A 23,286-nucleotide genomic window follows, 5' to 3' on the forward strand; every position below is an offset into this window, starting at 1 on the left:
GGACAGCCGTTCTCCCTTCAAAAGATTCATTCGGGCGCCACTGCGCCCTCGAAGCCCAGCGACATGGGCTGCTTGAGATCGCCCGTGTTGCCCATGCCCACAGGCGCCAGGCGCAGGTTGCGCGCGCTGAAATACAGGTAGCCGTTGACCCTGGACACCGCCACGGTGCCGGCCTTGTCGCCGCTCTGCCAGCCCAAGAGCTTGCCGCCCGATGCGTCGGCCAGCGAGACCCGCAGCTTTTTCTGGGCCGGGTCCGGCTTGGCCGCCACCTCGTAGGCGCCCGGTGCGGGGCGGTCGGTGCCAAAGTCCACCTCGACCAGTTGCGTCTGGGAGTTGGTGGCAAACACGAAGGCCTTGGGGGTCGCAAGGTAGTTGAGCCCGGTCTTGAAGGCATAGCGGCTCTTGGCGGCATTGGCCACCTCGGCCCGCACCTCGCCGAAGTTGTGCCAGCCGTTGGGCCCGGCGTAGAGCTTGCTCTTGGGGTTGGTGAAGCGGTCGTCCGAGGCAGGCGGCACGTTGCTCCAGGTGTCGCCAGCGGCGGGGGCCGGCTGGGCATGCGTCAGGGCACAGGCCAGCAGGCTGGCGGCAAGCACAAGAGAACGCTTCATGGCGCGGGCTCCTTCAATGGAATGGACTCGCAGTATGCCTGCGGGCGCACTCTGGAGCCCAACCGATTTTTACATCAGCTTCCTGGCCACCAGGGGCTGGTTGACCATCCAGTCCGCCGTGCCGGTGAAGCTTTCGCGCAAGCGCGTGCGCAGCGCCTCGGGCACGCCCGTCTCGCCCATGGCCTGGTCCATGCAGGCCACCCACTGCCGGCTCTCCTCCGGGCCGATGGAAAACGGCATGTGGCGCGCACGCAGGCGCGGGTGGCCGAACTGGTCGGTGTAGTAGGACGGCCCGCCCAGCCAGCCGCAGAGGAACCAGAACAGCTTTTGCCGCGCGCTGGCGAGGTCGCTGCCGTGTGCGGCGCGCAGCTCGACATAGCCCGGCTCCAGGTCCATCAGGTCGTAGAAGCGCTCGACCAGGGCGCGCACGCGCTGTTCGCCGCCGATCCATTCAAAAGGTGTGGTGGCGGGAGTGGTGTTGTCGGGGGTGTCGTCGTCCATGGGGTCACAGTCTGCGCCAGGCATGTCTGGCGAGCTTGATTGTAAGAACAGGGATGTTCGTATCTCTCACTTGCAAGCCGCCCTTGCCAATGCACCGGAAGGAGACCTCGCCGGGCTGCCAAGGGTTGCCTGCGTGCGGCCCTACTCCGCTGCGCGGCGCAGCGTCTCCACCACCGGGCGGCGCAGCACATCGCGCAGCCCCCACCAGCCCGCCGCCAGCGCCAGCACGGCGCCAGCAACGGCGCCTGCCAGCGGCACCCAGGGCGATGCCGTCCAGGTGAAGTCGAACACGAAGCGCGCCAGCGCCCAGCCCACGACCACGGCCACCGTGCTGGCCAGGAAGCCCGCGAGCAGGCCCACGCCCATGAGCTCGGCGCGCTGCACCTGGCGCAGCAGGCTGGCGCGTGCGCCCACGGCGCGCATGATGGCGAACTCGCGCGCACGCTCCTCGCGCGTGGCCGTCACGGCGGCAAACAGCACCACCAGGCCGGCAGCCAGCGTGAAGGCGAAGAGGAACTCCACCGCGCGGATCACCTGGTCCAGCACGCGCTGCACCTGGGTGATGGTGGCGCCCATGTCCACATTGGTGATATTGGGGAACTGGCGCACCAGCGCGTTGTCAAAGCCGGCCTTGTCGGGTGCGCGGTAGGCCGCCAGGTAGGTCACGGCCACGCCTTCGAGCTGCTCCACCGGGTACATCACGAAGAAGTTGGCGCGCATGGAGCCCCAGTCCACCTTGCGCAGGCTGGTGATGCGCGCCTCGTTCTGCACGCCGCCGATGTCGAACTGCAGCCGGTCGCCCATCTTCAGGCCCAGGGTTTCGGCAATGCCCTCTTCCACGCTGATGGCGCCCTGCTCGTTCTCGGTCCATTTGCCCGCCACCACCTGGTTGTGGGGCGGCTGCTGCACGGCGGTGGAGAGGTTGAATTCGCGGTCCACCAGGCGCTTGGCGCGGTCGTCGGTGTAGTCGGCCGGGCCCACGGCCTTGCCGTTCACGGCCAGCAGGCGGCCGCGGATCATGGGGTACCAGTCGTAGCGCTTGACGCCGCCGTCCTTGAGGTTTTGCTGGAAGGCGTCGGCCTGCTCGGGCATGACGTTGATCACGAAGCGGTTGGGCGCATCGGGCGGCGTGGCCTGGCGCCAGCTGCTGATGAGGTCGGTGCGCAACAGCACCAGCAACACCAGCGCCAGCAGGCCCACGGCCAGGCTGCTGACCTGCACCACGGCATAGGCCGGGCGCGCGGAGATCTGCCGCGTGGCCAGCACCAGCCAGCGCGGCGCGGTGGCCTCGTTGACGCTGCGGCGCAAAAGTTTGACGGCCACCCAGCTCAGGCCCGCGAACAGCGCCACGGCAGCGGCAAAACCGCCCACGGCGATCAATCCCAGCTTGATGTCGCTGCTCACGGCCAGCAACAGGGCCGCAAAGCCGGCAACGCCCACGCCCAGCACGGCAAGCGACGCCGGCTTGAGCCCGCCCACATCGCGCCGAATCACGCGCAGCGGCGGCACCTGGGCCAGCTGCAGCACGGGCGGCAGGCCAAAGGCGAACAGCAGCGTGAGCCCCATGCCCAGGCCGAAGGCCACGGGCCACAGACTGGCGGCGGGCAGGGTCGACTCCACCAGGCCCGCCAGCAGCAGCACGAAGACATAGTGCACCAGGTAGCCCACGGCCACGCCCAGGGCGCTGGCGAACAGGCCGATCAGCGCGAACTCGGTGGTGTAGGCACCGGCGATGGTGCGCTGGCTCTGGCCCAGCACGCGCAGCATGGCCGAGGCGTCGAGGTGGTCGGCGGCAAAGCCGCGCGCGGCCAGTGCCACGGCCACGGCCGAGAGCAGCGCGGCCAGCAGGGCCACCAGGCTCAGGAACTTCTGCGCCCGGTCCAGCGTCTGGCGCATCTCGGGGCGGCCGCTTTCCAGCGACTCGACGCGCAGGCCGTGCTGCTCGGGCTTCTTGGCCTCGTCGGCAGCCCACTGGCTGAAGTCCTTGACGGCGGGTGCCGGACCGGCCACGGCAAAGCGGTAGGTCAGGCGGCTGGCGGGCTGCACCAGGCCGGTGGCCGGCACGTCGGCCTCGTTGAGCATGACGCGCGGCGCAAAGCTCATGAAACCGGCGCCCCGGTCCGGCTCGATGACGATGATGCGGGCGATGCGCAACTGCGCATCGCCCAGCAGCAGCATGTCGCCCATGGCCAGGCCCAGCGATTCGAGCAGCGGCGCGTCCACCCACACCTCGCCGCGCGCCGGGATGTCGCGCGTGGTCTGCTCGGCCGCGCCCGGGCCCACGGCCACGGTGAGGGTGCCGCGCAGCGGATAGCCCGGCTGCACGCTTTTCAAGGCCACCAGCTTGCTGGCGCCGCCCTTGTCGTCGCTGGCCCGCCCCATGGTGGGAAAGCCCAGGGTGGTCACGCTCTGCAGCCCCAGGGCCTTGGCGCGTTCCACGAAGGCGGCGGGCGTGGGGTTGTCGCTGGCCACCACGGCATCGCCACCCAGCAATTGCAGGGCATCGCGCTGCAGCCCCCCTTGCAGGCGGTCGGCAAAGAAGCCCACGGAGGTGAGTGCGGCAACGGCCAATGTGACGGCCACGACCAGGAGGCGCAGCTCGCCCGCGCGCAGGTCGCGCAGCAGGGTGCGCCAGCCCAGGCGGATAAAAGAGAGGTTCATGGGCGTGACATTAGCGCAAAAGCCCGCCAATCCACGGCAATGAAACATTTCCAGCCGGCGCGCAGGCCCTTTAAGAGCCATCGCCTCAGCGGGGCGCGGCGTTCAGGCGCTCTTCCAGGCCCTTGAGCACCGGACCGATCTCGGCGCCCACGCGAATCTGCGGGTTGGAGAAGCCGTCGCTCTTGCCGGCCTCGACCTCGCGCTGCTGGATCAGCGGCACGGCCTTCTTGAACGCCTCCTCGAAGGAAAGCGTGCTGCGCAGCTGTTCGTCGAACACAGCCCGGCCGAAGAAGGTCAGCTCCGACAGCGCGCCGCAGCCGTAGGAGGTGTGGGTCGCATCAGCGGCCGTCATGATCAGCGTGGAAGGCGTGGCCAGGGTGTCGATCCAGCCGCCCGAGTAGCAGGCCGAGATTGCGATCACGCGGTGGCGGATGCCGGCCGCGTCCAGCGCCTCGCGCAGCATATCGGGGCTGATGGGCGGCACTTCCAGCGGCCAGTGCGAGGCCGCGAGCTGGTGGTTCTGGGCGCCGTGCGAGGTCATGTAGACCACGAGCACATCGTTCTCCCTGTCCATGCGCGCGGCCAGCGCGTTCACCGCGCGATCGAGGTTCTCGGGCGTGGCCCAGACATGGGTGTCGGCGGTTTCGGCGTGGTTGAGCAGGTGCAGCACGCGGCCCTGGGCATCGAAACGCTCCTGCACGACCTGGCTGACCATGGTGCTCTCGCGGCGGAACACGTTCTCGCGGGCGTAGGGGGCGAACACCAGGGCATAGACATCGGTGACCCCGGGGCGTTCGGCCACCAGGGCCTCGGCCTGCTGCTGCAGCAGGTCCTGCTGGGATTCGAACAGCGACTGCGACAGGTGCAGGCGCGCAGGGGCCGGGGTATCGCCATCGGCACGATCGGGGGCCGGCAGCCACGACTGGCTGGATGCGTAGAGCATGCCCACGGCGACCACCCCGACCAGAACCAGCCCATACAGTGCCGTGCGCACACGCGAGCGCACGAAGCGCGACAGCACGCCGACGTCGGCCACCACCATCCACACGACCGTGGTGGCGTAGATGGCCCAGAACACGGTGGGCCAGTGGCCCGAGGACCAGCGCTGGGGCTGGTGGGCTCCAAGCGCCATCAGCGAATAGGCAGCGACCGAAGAGGGCAGGACAGCCACGCTCGTAAGCGCCAGCCAGGCCGCCAGGCCCCCGGTCACCGGTGCCGGCCTGCCCTTGTGCCGGGATGCCGAGATGGCCCACCAGGCGCACCAGGCGAGCCAAGGCAGCGACCACCACGACAGCAGCCAACCGCGCAGGTTGAAGCTGGCCGGGCCCGCCACGTGCAGGCGCTCCAGCGCCAGCAGCACCCCGCTGCACAGCAGCACCAGCACGATCAGCTGCAGGGGCGTGGGCACGGCAGCGCCGGTGCGCGGCACCCGCAGCAGGGCAGCACGCAGCCCTTCGAGCAGCCAGCGTCCCAGCGGCAGGCGTGGCGGGGCCGCCGACTCGGCCGGAAGGGGCGCCGGGGTTGTGGGCGCAACGGCCTCGCCAAGCCCGTCGGGCACGGGAATGTCATGCACGCCCGGCACTTCGTCGGGGTCATAGGGGCCAAACTGGCTGGGCAGGGTGTCGGCCCAGGCATGGATGGGTTTCTGGTGTCGCATGGTGCCCAATCATGCCATTGGCGCGGGGCCGCCCGATGTCAGGATGCGGTGTCCGGCTCCACCCTGCGGGCTTGCGCGCCGGGGACCACGGCCGGGGACTGCGCCAGCTCGGGCTGCAGCACCAGCCGCTGCACGCCGCTGTAGCAGACGAAGCGCCGGTTGGTGGCGCGGCCGATGGCGCACAGGCCCAGTTGCTCGGCCACGGCGTGCCCCATCTGCGTCATGCCGCTGCGCGAGACCACGATGGGCACGCCCATCTGGGCCGACTTGATGACCATCTCGCTGGTCAGCCGGCCGGTGGTGTAGAACACCTTGTCGGCGCCCGCCATCGGTGCCGCGTCCCCGGCGGCCATCCACATCCACCCCGCGATCGTGTCGATGGCATTGTGGCGGCCCACGTCCTCGACGAAGACCAGCAGTTCCTCGCCCTGGAACAGCGCGCAGCCGTGCACCGAGCCGGCCGACTTGTAGGTGCTCTCCTTGAGGCGGATGGCATTGACGATGCCATACAGCTGGGCCTGGGTGAGCCGCGCCTCGGGCAGCACGATGCGGTCCACCTCGTCCATCAGGCCGCCAAACACACTGCCCTGGCCGCAGCCGGTGGTGACCACCTTGCTGGCCGTGCGCTCCTCGATGCGCGCGATGCCGTGGCGCGTGCGCACGGCGGCGGCGTTGACATCCCAGTCCACGGTGATCGACTCAATGTCCTGCACCGACTCCACCAGGCGCTGGTTGCGCAGGTAGCCCAGCACCAGCAACTCGGGGTGCGCGCCCAGCGTCATCAGCGTGACCAGCTCGCGCTTGTCGACGTACACGGTCAGCGGACGCTCGGCCGGAATGGACAGCTGTTCGCGCTCGCCATGCTCGTTGACCGCTTCGATACGGTGCGTCAGCGGCGCCTGCGCCTGGGTCAGCCGTGGCAGGCGGGGAGTCATGGGGGCGGACAGGGGCGTGCTCATGGGCACAGCGTACCCCATCCCCGCAAGCTGCAGCGGGCTGGCACCCGCCTGTGCCGGGCGGTGCTCAGGACTTGGGCGCCGAAGCGGCTGCCGAAGGTGCCTGCGTGCTGGGCGGGCTGCTGGCCGTGCCCGGTGGCGAGTGCGCACCGGCCGCCTCGATGGGCTTGGCTGCGGGGGGCGTGTAGGCAAAGGGGCCAGGGTCCGCACAGGCTGCGCCCCCTGCGGCTGCGGGCTTGGCAGCGGCGTTGGTCTTGCGGTAGTGCGCCGCGACCCGGTCCTGCGACTGGCACAGCTTGTAGCTGCCGACCTTGCCGGCCCATGCCGCCTTGGCAGCGGCTTCGGCCGCCTTGGCGGCCGCCTCGGGCGAGGGCGGCGGCAACTTGGCCAGTGCGGCACTGCAGGCGCACGCGGCGCACAGGGCCAGCAGCGATGGGCGAATGAAAGGGTGCATCGTCATGGTGAACCTCATGCCTGAACGGGCTTGGCTGCAGGGGCCTCGCCCGTGGCGGCGGCACTGCGTTGCGGGGGGATCTTGCCGGCCCGGATATCGTCGTACCAGAGCTCGTGGTGCTCCTTGGCCCAGGTTTCGTCCACATAGCCGGTCCTCATGGCCTTGTAGGCACCCTGCATGCCGATGGTCCCCATGTAGATGTGGCCCATGAACATCACCATCATCACCACCGTGGCCACGGCGTGGACCATGTGCGCAATCTGCATGGTGCCGCGCTCATAGAGCAGTCCTGGAATCAGCATGTCCAGCACCAGGCCCGAGGCGACCACAATGAAGCCGAGGCCCAGCACGCCGCCCCAGAAGACGACCTTCTCGCCCGCATTGAAGCGATGCGATGGCACCTCCTTGCCCGACAGCATTCCACCGCCCTTGGCCAGCCACGTGATGTCTTCCCTGCGGGGCAGGTTGTCCTTGAGGAAGGTGAAGAACACGATGACCAGCGACACCGCAAACAGGGGCCCGGCGAAGTTGTGGACATTCTTGAGCACGTAGGCCAGCCAGCCGAACAGCGTGCCGCCCAGGATGGGCAGCAGGAAGAACTTGCCGAAGGCCATGACCAGGCCCGAGATCGCCAGCGCCACGAAGGCGATGGCATTGGCCCAGTGGGCCGAGCGCTCGAAGGGGGTGAAGCGCTCGATCTTGCGGCCAGTCTCGGCGCCGTGCAGCTTCATCATGCCCTTGCGCCAGTAGAACAGCGCGATGGCACCCGCCACGATGAGCAGCAGCGCGCCGCCGTAAGGGATGATCCACTGGTTGCGCACCTGGCGCCAGGCCTCGCCCGCGTTGGTCACGCGCGAACCGGGGTATTGCACGAAGGGCTGGATCAGGTTGCCGGCCTCGGGCGCCTGGCTCTTGGGCAGGCTGCTGTAGCCCGTGACGCCCTCGCCCACCTGGCGCCACATCGGCGCGTTGTTGCCCGGCTGCACCTTGGCACGCTCGCCGTTGGTCTGCTGGGCATAGCCCGGCTCCTCGCTGGCATCGGGCTTGACCTGGAAGATGTTCTGGCTCTGGATGCCACCGACCGCAGGCGCCACTGCAGGGGTAGCCGGGGCCATTGGAGCGGCGGCGGAGGCCGCCGGCGCCTGGGCTGCCGCCGTGCCCCAGGCCAGTCCGGCACACAGGGCCATGCTGCACAGGATGGTTTTCATGGCAGGCCTCGCTCTAGCGGGTGCTACGGGTGTATTCGTTCTGGCCGTACTGCTGGCGCGCCTTGAGCTGCTGCTCCCAGCCGGTCTTGTCGCCGGCCTTCCAGCCGGGCTGGGTGAAGTTGCTGCCCGTGCCGGCGTGCGGCGGCGCATCGATGCGCACGCCGCCGCCGGTCTGCGGCTTCTCGGTGCAGGCCGCCAGCGCCAGCAGCCCGCAGGCTGCGCAGAGGATCCGTGCCGTGCGCCCGGTCATGACTTGGCTCCCGGGGTCGGTTGGCCGGCCTGCTTGGAGCCGTAGGCCGTGCCCCAGCCCCAGACCTCGGCACCCTTGCCGCGCTGCACCACGCGGTTGCGGAAGATGTCCGCCACCACATCGCCATCGCCGGCCAGGAGGGCCTTGGTGGAGCACATCTCGGCGCAGGCCGGCAGCTTGCCTTCGGCCAGGCGGTTGCGGCCGTATTTCTCGAACTCGGCCTGGCTGCCGTGTGTTTCGGGACCACCGGCGCAGAAGGTGCACTTGTCCATCTTGCCGCGCACGCCGAAGGTGCCCTGCGATGGGAACTGGGGGGCGCCGAACGGGCAGGCATAGCTGCAGTAGCCGCAGCCGATGCAGACGTCCTTGTCGTGCAGCACCACGCCCTCGTCGGTGCGGTAAAAGCAGTTCACGGGGCACACCGCCATGCAGGGTGCGTCACTGCAGTGCATGCAGGCCACCGAGATGGATTTTTCGCCCGGCACGCCGTCGTTCAGGGTGACCACGCGGCGGCGGTTCACGCCCCAGGGCACTTCGTGCTCGTTCTTGCAGGCGGTGACGCAGCCGTTGCATTCGATGCAGCGCTCTGCATCGCAGATGAATTTCATTCGTGCCATGGGGTGTCTCCTGGTCGCTGCTGCGCGTTCACGCGCGTTCCACGTTGCAGATCGTGGTCTTGGTTTCCTGCATCATGGTCACGCTGTCGTAGCCATAGGTGGTGGCCGTATTCACGGCCTCGCCGCGCACCACGGGCGCCGCGCCCTTGGGGTAGTGCGCCAGCATGTCCACGCCCTGCCAGTGGCCCGAGAAGTGGAACGGCATCCATACGGTGTCCGGCGCCACGCGCTCGGTCACCATGGCCTGCACATTGATGCGGGCGCCCGTGGGCGAGCTGAGCCACACCCGCTCGCCGTTGCGCACGCCGCGCTCGCCAGCGGTCTTGGGGTGGATCTCCACGAAGGACTCCTGCTGCAGTTCGGCCAGCCAGGGGTTGGAGCGGGTTTCCTCGCCGCCACCTTCGTACTCGACCAGCCGGCCCGAGGTCAGGATCAGCGGGAATTTTTCGTGCACCTTGTCGGCGATGTTCTTGTCCTGCACGCTCTTGTAGAGCGTGGGCAGGCGCCAGAAGGCCTTCTTGTCGTCGTGCGTGGGGTACTTGGCCATCAGGTCGGGCCGGGTGCCGTACAGCGGCTCGCGGTGCTGCGGGATGGCATCGGGGAAGTTCCACACCACGGCGCGCGCCTTGGCGTTGCCGAAGGGGTGGCAGCCGTGGTTCTTCATGGTCACGCGGATGATGGCGCCCGTGGGGTCGGTCTTCCAGTTCTTGCCCTCGGCGGCCTTCTTCTCGGCGTCGGTGAGCTCGTCCCACCAACCGAGCTTCTTGAGCAGCACATGGTCGAACTCGGGGTAGCCGGTGGTGATGTCGGAGCCCAGCGAGTGCGAGCCATCCTCGGCCAGCAGGTTCTGGCCGTCCTTTTCGACGCCGAAGTTGGCGCGGAAACACCCACCGCCATCCATGACATGTTTGGAAGTGTCATACAGGTTGGACGAACCCGGGTGCTTGAGCTCGGGCGTGCCGTAGCAGGGCCAGGGCAGGCCGAAGTAGTCGCCGGTGAAGTCGTAGCCGGTGTCCTTGTCCTTGCCGCCCTTGGCCTTCAGGGTCTTCACGTCGAACAGGTGCATGTTCTTCATGTGCGCCTTCAGGCGCTCGGGGCTCTGGCCGGTGTAGCCGATGGTCCAGACGCTGCGGTTGATCTCGCGCAGGATGTCCTCGACCACGGGCTCGTCCATGCCCTGCACCTTCTGCAGCTTGTAGTTCTTGACCAGTTCCTTGTCGAAGCCCAGCTTCTGCGCGAACTGGTACATGATCATGTGGTCCGAGCGGCTCTCCCACAGCGGCTCGATCACCTTCTCGCGCCACTGCAGCGAGCGGTTGGATGCCGTGCACGAACCACTGGTTTCGAATTGCGTGGCGGCGGGCAGCAGATAGACCGCACGGTTCGGGTTCAGGTCTTCGGACCGGCCGGGCATGGCGGCCATGGCCGCGGTGGCCGAAGGGTAGGGGTCGACCACCACCAGCAGGTCGAGCTTGTCCATGGCGCGCTTCATCTCCAAGCCGCGGGTCTGGGAGTTGGGCGCATGGCCCCAGAAGAACACGCCGCGCAGGTTGGAGTCCTGGTCGATCAGCTCGTTCTTCTCGAGCACGCCATCGATCCAGCGCGAAACCGTGAGACCCGACTTGGTCATCATGGCCGGGCTCGAATACCGGCCCTTGATCCATTCGAAATCCACACCCCAGACCGCAGCGAAGTGCTTCCAGGCGCCTTCGGCAATGCCGTAGTAGCCGGGCAGCGAGTCGGGGTTGGGGCCCACGTCGGTGGCGCCCTGCACGTTGTCGTGGCCGCGGAAGATGTTGGTGCCGCCACCGGTCTTGCCCACGTTACCCAGGGCCAGCTGCAGGATGCACGAGGCGCGCACGATGGCGTTGCCGATGGTGTGCTGCGTCTGGCCCATGCACCAGACGATGGTGCCGGGGCGGTGGGCGTTGAGCAGGCTGGCCACCTTGAGCACCTGCTCTTCCTTGACGCCGCAAGCCTCCTCGACCTTGTCGGGCGTCCACTTGGCCAGAATCTCCTCGCGCACCTTGTCCATGCCATAGACACGGTCGTTGATGTACTGCTTGTCCTCCCAGCCGTTCTTGAAGATGTGGTACAGCAGGCCGAACAGGAAGGGGATGTCGGTGCCCGAGCGGATGCGCACGTACTCGTCGGCCTTGGCCGCCGTGCGGGTGAAGCGCGGGTCCACCACGATCATCTTGCAGCCGATCTCCTTGGCGTGCAGCATGTGCAGCATGCTCACCGGGTGGGCCTCGGCCGCGTTGGAGCCGATGTACATGGCGACCTTGCTGTTCTGCATGTCGTTGTACGAGTTCGTCATGGCCCCGTAACCCCAAGTGTTGGCGACACCGGCCACCGTGGTGGAGTGGCAGATGCGGGCCTGGTGGTCGCAGTTGTTGGTGCCCCAGAAGCTCACGAACTTGCGCAGCAGGTAGGCCTGCTCGTTGTTGTGCTTGGACGAGCCCACGAAGTACACGCTGTCGGGCCCGCTGGCCTTGCGCAGGTCCTGCATGCGGGCGGAGATCTCGGTGAGCGCCGTGTCCCAGCTGATGCGTTCGTACTTGCCGTTGACCAGCTTCATCGGGTAGCGCAGGCGGTACTCGCCATGGCCGTGCTCGCGCAGCGCAGCGCCTTTGGCGCAGTGCGCCCCCAGGTTGATGGGCGAGTCGAACACCGGCTCCTGGCGCACCCAGACACCGTTCTCTACCACCGCGTCCACCGCGCAGCCGACCGAGCAGTGGGTGCAGATGGTGCGGCGCACCTCGATCTTGCTGTCACCCAGCCCGACCTTGGCGCCCTCGGCGGCGTTGGATTTTTTGACCAGCGCGAGCTGCGAGGCGGCAATGCCCACGCCGACGCCCAGGCCCGAGCGGCGCAGGAAGGCACGCCGGTCCATGGTGGGCAGGGCTTTGGCCAGGCCTCGCTGCAGGCTGTGGACGAAGGGGGAGGATGGGGAGGTGGCCGCAGCGCCCTCCCGTGCGTGGGAAGACTTCTTGGTGAGCAACATGGTGCGCCCCGCGGTCAGAGTTGGGTGGTTTTGTAGTACTGCTGGACATGCGCCGAGAGGCGGTAGCCGCCGCCGCGCTCGGGCGGTGCAGGTACTGGCTCGGCCACAGCGGTGGCGTCGGGCGCCGCGACATGCGGCAATGCCACCACGGCGGCGGCGGCAGCCCCCACGGTGGCTGCACCCGCAAAGAACCGGCGGCGAGAAGGTTGGGGCTGGCTGTCCTGCATCATTGTCTCCAGGAGGGCTTGCGGCTATGCAATGTCGTTCATACAGTCTATGCGAGTGTTCGGCCGGCTGCAATCGGGTATGGCCACCCCATAGCACTTCACTCGGGTTTGGCAGCCCTTCGCAGCCGCCCGCACCGGCTCAATCCAGCATGTCGAAGCCCTGCGCCTCGACGGCCGCAAAGGCCCGTGTGAAGCGGGCCAGCGCGCCATAGAAGGGGGCGGCGGGGTGGGCCTCCAGCACATCGCACAGGGCCGGCACCCAGGGCTGCAGGTGGGTGGCAAAAAAGTCGCGTTGTGTCGTAAGGTTGCACACGGCCATGTCGTCGCCGGCGATCAGGTAGCGCATGGCCTCGCACAGGTAGGCCAGGTGGTCCTCGGTCTCGGGCATGGCCTCGCTGCGCGCCAGGCCCAGCGCATCCAGGTCGCTGCGCAGGCGCGCCAGCGGTTTCTCGTTGAGAAAGCCGCTCAGGTAGTGCGACCCGTACAGGAAGACTTCGGGCTTGCCCATGCCGCCGAACAGGCGCTCGAACTCGGCGGCGATGGCACGGTCGTCGAGCGCACGCACGGCACCCACCAGTTGCTGCCAGGGCTCTTCGAGCAGCCCGCCTTGCGCGGGGGCCTCGGTCACCGCCACGCGCAGCAAGGCCAGCAGTTCGGGGGGCGGCGCGCTGTAGTACAGCTGGGCCAGCAGGCCGTAGAGCTCGGCGCGCGCGGTTTCCTCGTCGAGGGCGGCGCTGCCCGGCATGGTCAGGGGGGCGGTGGCGCTCACAGGTCCGTCACTTTCGCTTCGCTTTGGGAAGAATAGAGATCGATCACGCGGCAGTCGCCGCACATCTTCAGGCGCTCCAGCGCCTCGCCCTGGAACATGGCATGGCCTGCGAGCCGCTCCAGCATGGCCTCGATGGCCTTGAATGTGCCGAACGGCTTGCTGCAGCGCACACAGGCCCAAGGCTGGGTCTCGGCGAGCACGCGCAGCTGCGCGCGCTCGGGCGTGAGCAGCAGGCGCGGCTGCAGGGCGATGGCGTCCTCGGGACAGGTGCTGGCGCACAGGCCGCACTGCACGCAGTTCTTTTCCAGAAAGCGCAGCTGGGGCAGTTGCGGATTGTCCTGCAGTGCGCCGGCCGGGCAGGCGCTCACGCAGCTCAGGCACAGCGTGCAGCGGTTCTTGTCGACCGTGATGGACCCGAGCGGCGCGCCGGCTACCGGCAGCGCGATGGCCTCGGGCAGCCCCTCTTTCAGCAGTGGCGCATGGGCGATGAAATGGTCCAGCGCCATCTCCAGCGTGGCGCGCTTTTCCTGGGCCACGCCATGGCGCGCCACCACCGGCGGCAGCACCTGGCGGGTGTTGCGCAGCGACTGCAGGGCGGCATCGAGCGCCGCCACATCGCCCGCGCGCAGCAGCCGCAGGTGGCTGCCGGTGTAGCCCAGCCCGTGCAGGATGGCCTGGGCCACGTCCATCTGCGCCTGCAGGCCCGAGAGGTACTGGGGCGCCTCCTCGTGCGTGGCCAGCACCACCACCTGCGATGCGCCATAGGCCAGCGCGCTGAGCCACAGGTCCACGCCGGTGCTGGCGGTGTGCCACAGCGGCACCGGTATCACATGTGCCGGCACGCCCTGGGCGCGCCGCAACTGAGCGGCGCGACCCAGTTCTTCGATGAGCGCCTGGCCGCGCTCCTGGCTGTGCAGCAGCAGCACGGCGCCCTGCCCGCCTGCCGCCGCGTAGGCGGACAGCAGGGCCTTGAAGCGCGCGCCCTGCTCCGTGGCCCCCGGGTAGGCAAAGGACAGCGCCCCGGTGGGGCACACCGTGGTGCAGGCACCACAGCCCACGCACAGATGGGGGTTGACCTTGATCTGCTGGCGGGACTTGTCGCTCGAAATGGCTTCGGCCGAGCAGATGTCGATGCAGGCGTTGCAGCCCACGGTCTCGTTGCGGCTGTGGGCGCAGAGTTTTTGCTTGTAGGCGAAGAAACGGGGCTTGTCGAACTCGCCCACCATTTCGCGCAGCTTGAGCAGCACGGCCATGTCGCGCCCGTCGGAGCGGAAGTAGCCCTGGGGCGGCGCATGCTGCGCGAAGGTGGGAGCCGCCGTGGCCGGGCGCAGGTCCAGCACCAGATCGAAGCGCTCCTGCTGCGTGCTGGCCTCGCGGCCGAAGTCGATGGCACCCGCCACCTGGCAGGCGCGCACGCAGGCGCGGTTGGCATCGCAGGCGGACAGGTCCACCTGGTAGTCCAGGCCGATGGCGTTTTCGGGGCAGGCCACGATGCAGGCGTTGCAGCGCGTGCACAGGTCCAGGTCGATGGGGTTGTCGGCGGACCACCGCACATCGAAGGCCCCGAGCCAGCCGGTGAGCCCGGTGAGGCGCCCGCCAAGCACGGGGAAACGCCGCGCCTGCGCGCCACCTGCCTGCCCCGGGCCCTGCGCGAACAGGGTCACATCGAGCACGTCGGCCACCAGGGCCGCAGCCTGCTCGGCGGCATCGAGCGGGCCGATGACCAGCAGGCGCCCGGCGCTCTTGTAGCTGACGGTGGCCACCGGTGGTGGCTCGGGCAGGCGGGCAGCGGCCAGCAGCGCGGCGATCTTGGGGCCGGCATCGCGGGCATCGCGGCTCCAGCCTGCGGTCTCGCGGATGTTCACGAAGCGGATCGGCGAGACCGCGCCTTCGGTTTGCGTGCCGAGCTCACCGAACAGGCGCTGCTCCTGGGTGCAGGCGACCACGACTTCCTGGCCGGTGCGGATGGCGCCCTGGAAGGCGCCGGCCTCGCGCCGGCACAGCGTGGAGTGGAGGGTCAGTTCCTCATGCAGGGCCGCGCCCAACGCCTTCGCGTCGAGGGGCATTGTCTGGTTGCAGTCGCAGATCAGCGTGGTCATGTTCGGTATGGCTGGCTACCCTGGCCCCATCGCCCCCCGCGGGGTCGGCTGTGGTCAGTTCTGGCGAGCTAGGAATGGCGGTGCATACCTCGGACTGTGCCACGTCTGGCAGCGCCGGCGTCTCCGCATCATCCCGAGGCTGAGTGCCATCGGGGGCCATTGCCTGCGCGGGCTGCGTCACGGACTCCCCGGCCGCGTCCTTTTCGTGGTCGAAGAAGCCCATGAAATGGGCGCTCGCCATCTGGCGCAGCATGCCTTCGGGCAGCGGGTCGGGCTTGGAGTAATCGTCGATGTAGATGTCCAGCCCATCCATGGCATTGAAATGCGGGTCGGCAAACAGCTTCTTCATGGCCGTGTTGCGCACATCGGGAGCCACGCTGCGGCCCATGAAGGGCTTGAAGTCGGACTCGGGCGTCAGGGCCTGGGCATCGGCGAGGGTGGGGGGCAGAGGCTCTGCGGCGGGCTCGGCCACAGGCTGCGACTCTGCCGCAGGCATGGCGGGGGCGGACGGCAAGGCCTCGGGCGGAGGCGATGGCTCAGGCTCCTGCACGGGCCTGCCCGCCGCCACCTCCTGCTTGCGGCGCGACCAGCGCGAGAGAAAACCGTCAGCCATGGTGCGGACCGCCCCGGCCACCGCGCTGTTTGTCGGTGGAGACCGATGCCGGGTTGCCGAAGCGGTCGGTCAGCGACTGGAAGCTGTCGGGCCGCCTGCGGCGCTTGGGCTCGGGTGCGTAATGCTCGTCGACGAAGGCCTGCAGCGCCTGCAGCACGGCCGGCGGGGCGGGCACCTGCTCGACCGTCTCCTGCGCATCGAGCCAGCGGCCGGCGTCGTGGTAGCTCAGGCTCACGGCCACGGGGCGGGCCAGCGGCTCGGGCACGCTGCCCTCCTCGTCCATGCGCCACAGCACGAACCAACAGGGCGCGGGCGCGGACAGGTTCAGGTGGTAGCCCTCGCCGTCGTCCTTGAACAATTCGACCAAAAAGCCCGGGAATAGCCACAGGGCCTGGTTGTCGTCCTCGCGCAGCAGGCGCGGCGCATCGCCAAAGGCGGATTCTGCGGGCACCACGTCGTCCAGCACCCAGCGCCAGGGCTGCCAGCGGTTGTCCAGGCGCTCGCGGCGCATGGTGACGGCGACTTCGATGGTGGGGCGGGCGGTCATGGAAGCTGACTGTACCCTGTCGTGGGCCGTGGCCCGGCAGCTGCGGGCAAAAGCCCTGCAGGCCCTCAACCTGGGTTTTGCAATGCCTCTCCCAGCAGCTCGACGGCCACCGCGCAGTACTTGAACTCCGGGATCTTCCCGAATGGGTCCAGCGCCGCATGGGTCAGCAGATTGGCCGCCGCCTCCACGTAGGCGAAGGGCATGAACACCGTTCCGGTGGGCGTGCCGTCGTCACGGCGCAAGCGCACCTGCACGCCCCCCCGGCGCGAACGGATGCTGACCAGCGCGCCAGGCTCCACCCCCAGCCGTGCCAGATCGTCGCCGTGCATGGACGCGGTGGCCATGGGCTCGATGGCATCCAGCACCGTGCTGCGCCGTGTCATGCTGCCGGTGTGCCAGTGCTCCAGCTGGCGGCCGGTGATCAGCACCAGCGGATAGTCGGCATCCGGCTTTTCCGCCGCAGGAATGATGCTGGCCGGAACGAGCCCGAGCCGGCCGGTGGCGGTGGGAAACCGCTCCGTGAACACGATGGGCTGGCCCGGGTCGTCTGCGCCGAGGCAGGGGTAGGTCACGCTGGAATCGCGCTCCAGCCGCTCCCAGGTGATGCCACTGATGCTGGCATGCATGGCCTGGCGCATTTCTTCGTAGACGGCGGCGACGCCGGACTCCGGGCCTTCGTAGTTCCACGCCAGGCCCACCCGCAGCGCCAGTTGCTGGATGATCCACAGGTCGGACCGGGCGTCGCCAGGAGGGTTCAGCGCGCGCCGCCCCATCTGCACCATCCGGTCGGTGTTGCTGGCCGTGCCGGTCTTCTCGGGCCAGGCGCTCGCTGGCAGCACCACATCGGCCAGCCAGGCCGTCTCGGTCAGGAAGATGTCCTGCACCACCAGATGCGACAGGCTCGCCAGGGCATGGCGTGCGTGGTTCAGGTCCGGGTCGCTCATGGCGGGGTTCTCGCCCATGATGTACATGCCCCGCACCTTGTGGGGATCGCTGTCTTCGGCCAGGGCCTTGTGCATGATCTCCACCACGGTGTAGCCCGGCTGGGCGTCGAGCGGGGTTCCCCAGAAGTCCTCGAACCAGCGGTGCGCCTGGGCGTTGTCCACGCGCTGGTAATTGGGGAACATCATGGGGATCAGCCCCGCATCGCTGGCGCCCTGCACATTGTTCTGGCCACGCAGCGGGTGCAAGCCCGATCCGGGCTTGCCGATCTGGCCCGTGACCGCGCACAGCGCGATCAGGCAGCGGGCATTGTCCGTGCCATGCACATGCTGGCTCACGCCCATGCCCCAGAGGATCATCGACGCCTTGGCGCGCGCGAACGCCCGCGCCACTTCGCGCAGGGTTTCGGCGGGGATGCCGCAGATGGGGGCCATGGCCTCCGGGCTGCAGGCCAGCACATTCGCCTTGAGCGCCTCGAAATTGTGCGCCCGGTCGCGGATGAAGGCCTCGTCCACCAGGCCTTCGTCGATCACGGTGTGGATCAGCGCGTTGAGCATGGCCACATCGGTGTCGGCCTTGAACTGCAGCGTGCGCCAGGCATGGCGGCCGATGTCGGTCACGCGCGGGTCGGCCAGCACGATCCGGGCGCCGCGCCGGGCCGCATTCTTCATCCAGGTGGCAGCCACCGGGTGGTTCGCCGTGGGGTTGGAGCCGATCACGAAGATCAGCTCGGCATGCTCCACATCGTTGACCGGGTTGCTCACCGCGCCCGAGCCCACGCCTTCGAGCAGCGCAGCGACGCTGGAGGCATGGCACAAGCGAGTGCAGTGGTCCACATTGTTGCTGCCAAAGCCGGTGCGTACCAGCTTCTGGAAGAGATAGGCCTCTTCATTGCTGCCCTTGGCCGAGCCGAAGCCCGCCAGCGCCTTGGGGCCGTGCTGGTCGCGCAACGCGCGCAAGCCACCACCCGCCAGCTCCAGCGCCTCTTCCCAGGTCGCCTCGCGGAACAGCTCGCGCCAATCCGCAGGGCGCGCCTGGCCCTGCCAGTCCTTGGGCACCCCGGGCTTGCGCACCAGCGGTACCGTGAGCCGCTCGGGATGGTGGGCATAGTCGAAGCCGAACCGCCCCTTGACGCACAGGCGGCCATGGTTGGCAGGGCCGTCGCGGCCATCGACGCTGACGATCTTCTCGTCCCGGACGTTGTAGGTGATGAGGCAGCCCACGCCGCAGAAGGGGCAGACCGAGTCCACCTTGCGGTCCACCGCCTGCGGGCCGATGTGGGTCTTGGCGCTGAGCGCGCCGGTGGGGCAGGCCTGCACGCATTCGCCACAGGCCACGCAGGTGCTCTCGGCCATGGGGTCGTCCAGGTCGAAGACGATCTTGCTGTCGGCCCCGCGCAGCGCGTAGCCGATCACGTCATTGACCTGCTCCTCCCGGCAGGCCCGCACGCAGCGGTTGCACTGGATGCAGGCATCGAGGTTCACGGCCATGGCCGGGTGGCTCAGATCCGCCGCAGGCTGGTCCCGACGCAATGCCTTCAACGCGGGACGCACCGCCACACCCAGGCGGTCAGCCCAGGCGCTGAGCTCACCGTGCTGCCCGGCATGCGCCTGGCCAGGATGGCCTTCGTCGTTCCACCGGTAGCCTTTGTCTGGCATGTCCGACAGCAGCATCTCCACCACCATCTGCTGCGACTTGACGGCGCGGGGACTGGTGGCCCGCACCTTCATGCCAGGGGCGGGGGCGCGGCAGCAACTGGGGGCCAGCGCGCGCTCGCCCTCGATCTCGACCACGCAGGCGCGGCAATTGCCGTCGGGGCGCAGGCCATCCTGGAAGCACAGGTGGGGAATGTCCACCCCGTGGCGCTGCGCCGCTTTCAGCAGGCTCTCGCCAGGCAGGGCCAGCACGGGCTGGCCATCGAGCTCGAAGGCAATGGCGGCGGGTGCCGTGGCGCAGGCGGGCGACAACACCGCGCTCATGGCTGCAGCCCCTGGGGCAGTTGCTCCGCCATCGCGCTGCGGCGTGGAGGGGGCAGATCGCCGGGCCACGGCCCTTCACCCACCTCGTGAGGAAAGTACTTGTGGATACAGCGGATCGGGTTGGGGGCGGCCTGCCCCAGCCCGCAGATGGAGGCATCGGCCATCACCTGCGCCAGGTCGTCCAGGGTGTCGCTGTCCCACTGCGGCGCCTGCATCAACCGGGCCGCCTTGGCCGTACCGACCCGGCAGGGCGTGCACTGGCCGCAGCTTTCATGTTCAAAGAAACGCATCACGTTCAGCGCCGCATCGCGTGCCCGGTCGTGCTGGCCGAGCACGATGACGGCCGCAGAGCCGATGAAGCAGCCATAGGGCTGCAGCGTGTCGAAGTCCAGGGGAATCTGGTTCAGCCGGGCAGGCAGGATGCCGCCCGAGGCGCCACCCGGAAGGTAGGCATAGAGTTCGTGGCCCTCGGCCATGCCGCCACAGTATTCGTCGATCAGCTCCTGCACCGTGATGCCTGCAGGTGCCAGCTTGACGCCCGGCTGCCGCACCCGGCCACTGACGCTGAAGCTGCGCAAGCCCTTGCGCCCGTGGCGGCCGAAGCCGGAGAACCACTGCGGCCCCTTTTCCAGCACATCGCGCACCCAGTACAGCGTCTCGAAATTGTGTTCCAGCGTGGGCCGGCCAAACAGGCCGACCTGGGCGATGTAGGGCGGGCGCATGCGGGGCTCGCCGCGCTTGCCCTCGATGCTCTCGATCATCGCCGACTCCTCGCCGCAGATGTAGGCCCCCGCACCGCGGCGCAGTTCGATGTGCGGCAGGGGGCAAGGGGGGTCGGCCTGCAGCTTGGCCAGCTCGGACTGCAGCAGGGCACGGCAGCCATGGTATTCATCGCGCAGATAGATGTAGACGGCCTCCGTGCCCACCACCTGCGCGGCGATCAGCACGCCCTCCAGGAAGCGGTGCGGGTCGCGCTCCAGGTAGGTGCGGTCCTTGAAGGTCCCGGGTTCTCCCTCGTCGATGTTCACCGCCATCACCCGTGGGGCGGGCTGCTCTCGCACGATGCGCCATTTGCGGCCGGCCGCAAACCCCGCGCCGCCCAGGCCCCGCAGGCCGGAGTCCTCCATCGCGCCCAGCACTGCCTCGGCGTTCATTTCCCCCTGGACCACCGCAGCGGCCAACTGGTAGCCGCCGTGTGCGCGGTAGGTGGCAAGGTCCGTCCAGGCGGGGCTGGTTTCGCGCGCGCCATCGGGCAGGCTGCGCTGCGCCCACGCAGACAGCTCGAAAGGGGCCGCCGCTGCGGGTGCCGGGTGCTGCGCCAGCGCCCGGCTGGGCTTGGCCTGCAGCACGCCAAGCACCTGCTCCACCGTGGCCTGCGGCACCGGGCACTGGTGCACCACCGCCACGGGAGCCTGCTCGCAGCGGCCCACGCAGGGCACGGCCTGCACCTGCACATCGCCCTGGCCAGCCGCGCGCAGGCGCTCTGGCAGTTGTGCCAGCAACTCACGCGCACCGGCCATGCTGCAGGCGAGGCTGTCGCACACCCGCAGCACCAGGCGCGGCACCTGGGCATCCGCGCGCACGACCTCGAAGTGGTGGTAGAAGCTGGCTACCTCGTAGACCTCGGCCATGGGCACATTCATCTGCCGAGCAAGCGCCACCAGGTGCCGGTCGTGGAGAGCGCCAAAGTGGTCGTTCAGGCAGTGCAGGTACTCGATGAGCCAGTCGCGGCGAAAGCCCTCGGCAGGGCGCTCGCCCAGCAACCGGGCCACATCGGCCATCGCCCCATCCTCGGGCTGGCGGCCCTTGAGGCGGCTCTTGCGGCGGATGCGCTCGCGCATGTCGCTGACGGACACAGCTGCCACGGTGGGCGCTTCGGGGGCAAGGTTCATGGACCGCAATCGTGGAATAGGTATGCAGGAGCCCGCACAGAGCCCCCATGGCCCTCAGTGTCCAGCAGCCCGGGACAGCCCGTCAAATTGCTTACGCACATGGAGCGATCACAAAAACAAATGAAGACCTTTGCCGCCGAACGCAGCACTGCAAAAAACTCAGTGGACCAGCAAGCCGCTGTGCTGTGCCGCATGGCGCAGCCAGCCCGCGTCCTGGGCCAGTGCCAGCGCCGCGTCGAGGGCGCGCGTGGGCTGCACCTGGCGGTGCGACATGAAACCGATGGGGGTGGTGAGCACCGGGCCGGTCAAGGGCAATGCCTCCAGCCCTTCATGGCCCCGCACGGCATCCACCAAGGCGCCCGGCAAGACGCTGCACAGTTCACCCGCCACCACGCTCAGCGCCAGCGTGAGGACAGAGTCGGTTTCCATCGCGGGCTGAACCGAAGCCCCGGCACTGCGAAAGGCCGCATCCACCAGGCTGCGGTTGTGCATGGCGGGGGTCAGCAGGCACAGCGGGGAGCGTGCCGCATCCAGCCAGGAAATGGGCGGACCGATCTGCAGCCCACGGCCCTGGGGTTGGCCTGCACGCCGCAGCAAAAAGTAGTGCTCCACGTACTGCGGCCAGGAGCGCAGGGCCCCGCCAAGCGCCGGCATGCGTTCGGTGTAGCCCAACGCAAGGTCCAGCGAAATGCTCTCCAGCCCGGCTTCGAGCGCCTGCGAGCTCATCGACAGTGCCACCGGCACGATGCCCGGGTGGCGCGCCTGCAACAGGGCGGCAAAGCGCGCCAGGATGGGCATGGCGGTGGGCACGGCACCCAGGCGCAGCGTGCCCCGCGGGTGCGCGGCTTCGCTGCTCAGCTCCTGCTGCAGCACCGTGTGCTCGTGCAGCATGCGCTGGGCGGAGGCCAGCACCCTCTCGCCTTCGGGGGTGAAGCCTTCGAAGCTGCGGCCGCGGCGCACCACCACCACGCCAAACTCCTTCTCCAGAGCACGCAGGGCGTTTGACAGGGCCGGCTGCGTGATGTGGCAGGCCTGCGCAGCGCGCCCGAAATGCCGGTGCTCGTGCAGCGCCACCAGGTAGCGCAGGGATGCCAGAAGGTTCATGGCCAGGCAGGCAGCGGTGCCACCCGGTTACGTGTCCTTGCTGACCGCGATGGTCGGGAACTTGGACGAGAAGTCCTTGGACTGCTGGGCGATCTTCACGGCCACGGTGCGCGCCACCTTCTTGTAGATCTGCGCCACGTCACCATCGGGGTCGGCCACCACGGTGGGCTTGCCGCTGTCGGCCTGCAGGCGGATCTGCATGTCCAGCGGCAGCGCGCCCAGGTAGTCCATGCCGTAGTCGGCCGCCATCTTCTTGCCGCCGTCGGCGCCGAAGATGTGCTCCACATGGCCGCAGTTGCTGCACACGTGCACGGCCATGTTCTCGACGATGCCCAGGATGGGCACGCCCACCTTCTCGAACATCTTGATGCCCTTCTTGGCGTCGAGCAGGGCGATGTCCTGCGGCGTGGTGACGATCACCGCGCCCGTCATGGGCACGCGCTGCGACAGCGTGAGCTGGATGTCGCCGGTGCCGGGCGGCATGTCGATGATGAGGTAGTCGAGGTCCTTCCAGTTGGTCTGGCGCAGCAGTTGCTCCAGCGCCTGGGTGGCCATGGGGCCGCGCCAGATCATGGCCTCGTCCTGGTCGATCAGGAAACCGATGGACATGACCTGCACGCCGTAGTTCTCCAGCGGCTCCATGGTCTTGCCGTCGTCGCTCTCGGGGCGGCGGCTGATGCCCAGCATCATCGGCTGGCTGGGGCCGTAGATGTCGGCATCGAGCACACCGACGCTGGCGCCCTCGGCCGCCAGGGCCAGGGCCAGGTTGGCGGCCGTGGTGCTCTTGCCCACGCCGCCCTTGCCCGAAGCCACGGCAATGATGTTCTTCACCTGGGGCAGCAGCTGCACGCCGCGCTGCACGGCATGGGCCACCACCTTGGAGGTGATGTTGACCGAGACGTTGTCCACCCCGGCCACGCCCTTGGCCGCGGCCACCAGGCTGCGGCGCAGCTCGGGCACCAGGCTCTTGGCCGGGTAGCCCAGCTCCACGTCGAAGGCCACGTCGCCGCCGCTGATCTGCACGTTGCGCAACGCCCGCGTGCTGACATAGTCCTTGCCCGTATGCGGGTCTTGTACGCTGGAAAGTGCGGCCAGAAGGCCTTGTTCGGTGACTGCCATGCAATTAACTCCTGTGGGACGCGGGGGACCTGTTCGGGTTCCGAGTCTATCCAAGGGACCGAGCCCCCCGGGACTT

Annotated in this window: 19 protein-coding genes; all 19 read right to left on the reverse strand. The window is 68.7% G+C overall.

The window, feature by feature from the left end; all coding sequences use genetic code 11:
- Positions 1–26: 26 nt before the first annotated feature.
- Complete coding sequence (locus U5N23_RS32615; RefSeq protein WP_322596810.1) at positions 27–608, reverse strand: hypothetical protein; 582 nt, start codon at positions 606–608, stop codon at positions 27–29.
- Between the two features lie 69 nt (positions 609–677).
- Complete coding sequence (locus U5N23_RS32620) at positions 678–1,109, reverse strand: group II truncated hemoglobin (RefSeq protein WP_322596811.1); 432 nt, start codon at positions 1,107–1,109, stop codon at positions 678–680.
- A gap of 141 nt (positions 1,110–1,250) precedes the next feature.
- Entirely contained in the window at positions 1,251–3,770 is a 2,520-nt protein-coding gene (locus tag U5N23_RS32625; RefSeq protein ID WP_322596812.1) for an ABC transporter permease, read from the reverse strand.
- Between the two features lie 85 nt (positions 3,771–3,855).
- On the reverse strand, positions 3,856–5,427 hold the full coding sequence (locus U5N23_RS32630; protein ID WP_322596813.1) for a C13 family peptidase: 1,572 nt from the start codon (positions 5,425–5,427) through the stop codon (positions 3,856–3,858).
- A 38-nt stretch (positions 5,428–5,465) separates the two neighbouring features.
- Positions 5,466–6,386: a formate dehydrogenase accessory sulfurtransferase FdhD gene (locus U5N23_RS32635; RefSeq protein ID WP_322596814.1), complete on the reverse strand. Its 921-nt coding sequence runs from the start codon at positions 6,384–6,386 to the stop codon at positions 5,466–5,468.
- Between the two features lie 64 nt (positions 6,387–6,450).
- Complete coding sequence (locus U5N23_RS32640; RefSeq protein ID WP_322596889.1) at positions 6,451–6,837, reverse strand: hypothetical protein; 387 nt, start codon at positions 6,835–6,837, stop codon at positions 6,451–6,453.
- 14 nt (positions 6,838–6,851) lie between these two features.
- A complete protein-coding gene (locus U5N23_RS32645; protein WP_322596815.1) occupies positions 6,852–8,045 on the reverse strand; it encodes a formate dehydrogenase subunit gamma in 1,194 nt (397 codons plus the stop codon).
- Positions 8,046–8,058: 13 nt separating this feature from the next.
- Positions 8,059–8,295: a hypothetical protein gene (locus U5N23_RS32650; RefSeq protein WP_322596816.1), complete on the reverse strand. Its 237-nt coding sequence runs from the start codon at positions 8,293–8,295 to the stop codon at positions 8,059–8,061.
- Entirely contained in the window at positions 8,292–8,912 is a 621-nt protein-coding gene (gene fdh3B, locus U5N23_RS32655; protein ID WP_057201907.1) for a formate dehydrogenase FDH3 subunit beta, read from the reverse strand. The genes U5N23_RS32650 and fdh3B overlap by 4 nt, the downstream gene beginning before the upstream one ends.
- 28 nt (positions 8,913–8,940) lie before the next feature.
- The gene (locus U5N23_RS32660; protein WP_322596817.1) at positions 8,941–11,919 is read right to left on the reverse strand and encodes a formate dehydrogenase subunit alpha; all 2,979 of its coding nucleotides are present in this window, start codon (positions 11,917–11,919) and stop codon (positions 8,941–8,943) included.
- Between the two features lie 14 nt (positions 11,920–11,933).
- Positions 11,934–12,146, reverse strand: a complete 213-nt coding sequence (locus U5N23_RS32665) for a formate dehydrogenase (RefSeq protein WP_322596818.1) — start codon at positions 12,144–12,146, stop codon at positions 11,934–11,936.
- Between the two features lie 139 nt (positions 12,147–12,285).
- Positions 12,286–12,891 (reverse strand): TorD/DmsD family molecular chaperone, encoded by a 606-nt coding sequence (locus tag U5N23_RS32670; protein ID WP_416208716.1) that lies wholly within the window; start codon positions 12,889–12,891, stop codon positions 12,286–12,288.
- Positions 12,892–12,911: 20 nt separating this feature from the next.
- Positions 12,912–14,981 carry a 4Fe-4S binding protein gene (locus U5N23_RS32675; RefSeq protein ID WP_322596820.1) on the reverse strand — a complete coding sequence of 690 codons (2,070 nt, stop codon included), beginning with the start codon at positions 14,979–14,981 and terminating at the stop codon, positions 12,912–12,914.
- Complete coding sequence (locus U5N23_RS32680) at positions 14,941–15,627, reverse strand: DUF3306 domain-containing protein (RefSeq protein ID WP_322596821.1); 687 nt, start codon at positions 15,625–15,627, stop codon at positions 14,941–14,943. The genes U5N23_RS32675 and U5N23_RS32680 overlap by 41 nt, the downstream gene beginning before the upstream one ends.
- Complete coding sequence (locus U5N23_RS32685; protein WP_322596822.1) at positions 15,620–16,174, reverse strand: DUF3305 domain-containing protein; 555 nt, start codon at positions 16,172–16,174, stop codon at positions 15,620–15,622. The genes U5N23_RS32680 and U5N23_RS32685 overlap by 8 nt, the downstream gene beginning before the upstream one ends.
- A gap of 65 nt (positions 16,175–16,239) precedes the next feature.
- Positions 16,240–19,095, reverse strand: a complete 2,856-nt coding sequence (gene fdhF / locus U5N23_RS32690) for a formate dehydrogenase subunit alpha (protein ID WP_322596823.1) — start codon at positions 19,093–19,095, stop codon at positions 16,240–16,242.
- Complete coding sequence (locus tag U5N23_RS32695; RefSeq protein WP_322596824.1) at positions 19,092–20,987, reverse strand: NAD(P)H-dependent oxidoreductase subunit E; 1,896 nt, start codon at positions 20,985–20,987, stop codon at positions 19,092–19,094. Before U5N23_RS32695 ends, fdhF begins: the two co-directional genes overlap by 4 nt.
- A 159-nt stretch (positions 20,988–21,146) precedes the next feature.
- On the reverse strand, positions 21,147–22,091 hold the full coding sequence (locus U5N23_RS32700; protein WP_322596825.1) for a LysR family transcriptional regulator: 945 nt from the start codon (positions 22,089–22,091) through the stop codon (positions 21,147–21,149).
- Positions 22,092–22,118: 27 nt separating this feature from the next.
- Entirely contained in the window at positions 22,119–23,210 is a 1,092-nt protein-coding gene (gene apbC, locus U5N23_RS32705) for an iron-sulfur cluster carrier protein ApbC (protein ID WP_322596826.1), read from the reverse strand.
- Between the last annotated feature and the right edge of the window lie 76 nt (positions 23,211–23,286).

This window comes from Acidovorax sp., from assembly GCF_034519795.1.
Lineage (GTDB): Bacteria > Pseudomonadota > Gammaproteobacteria > Burkholderiales > Burkholderiaceae_C > Acidovorax.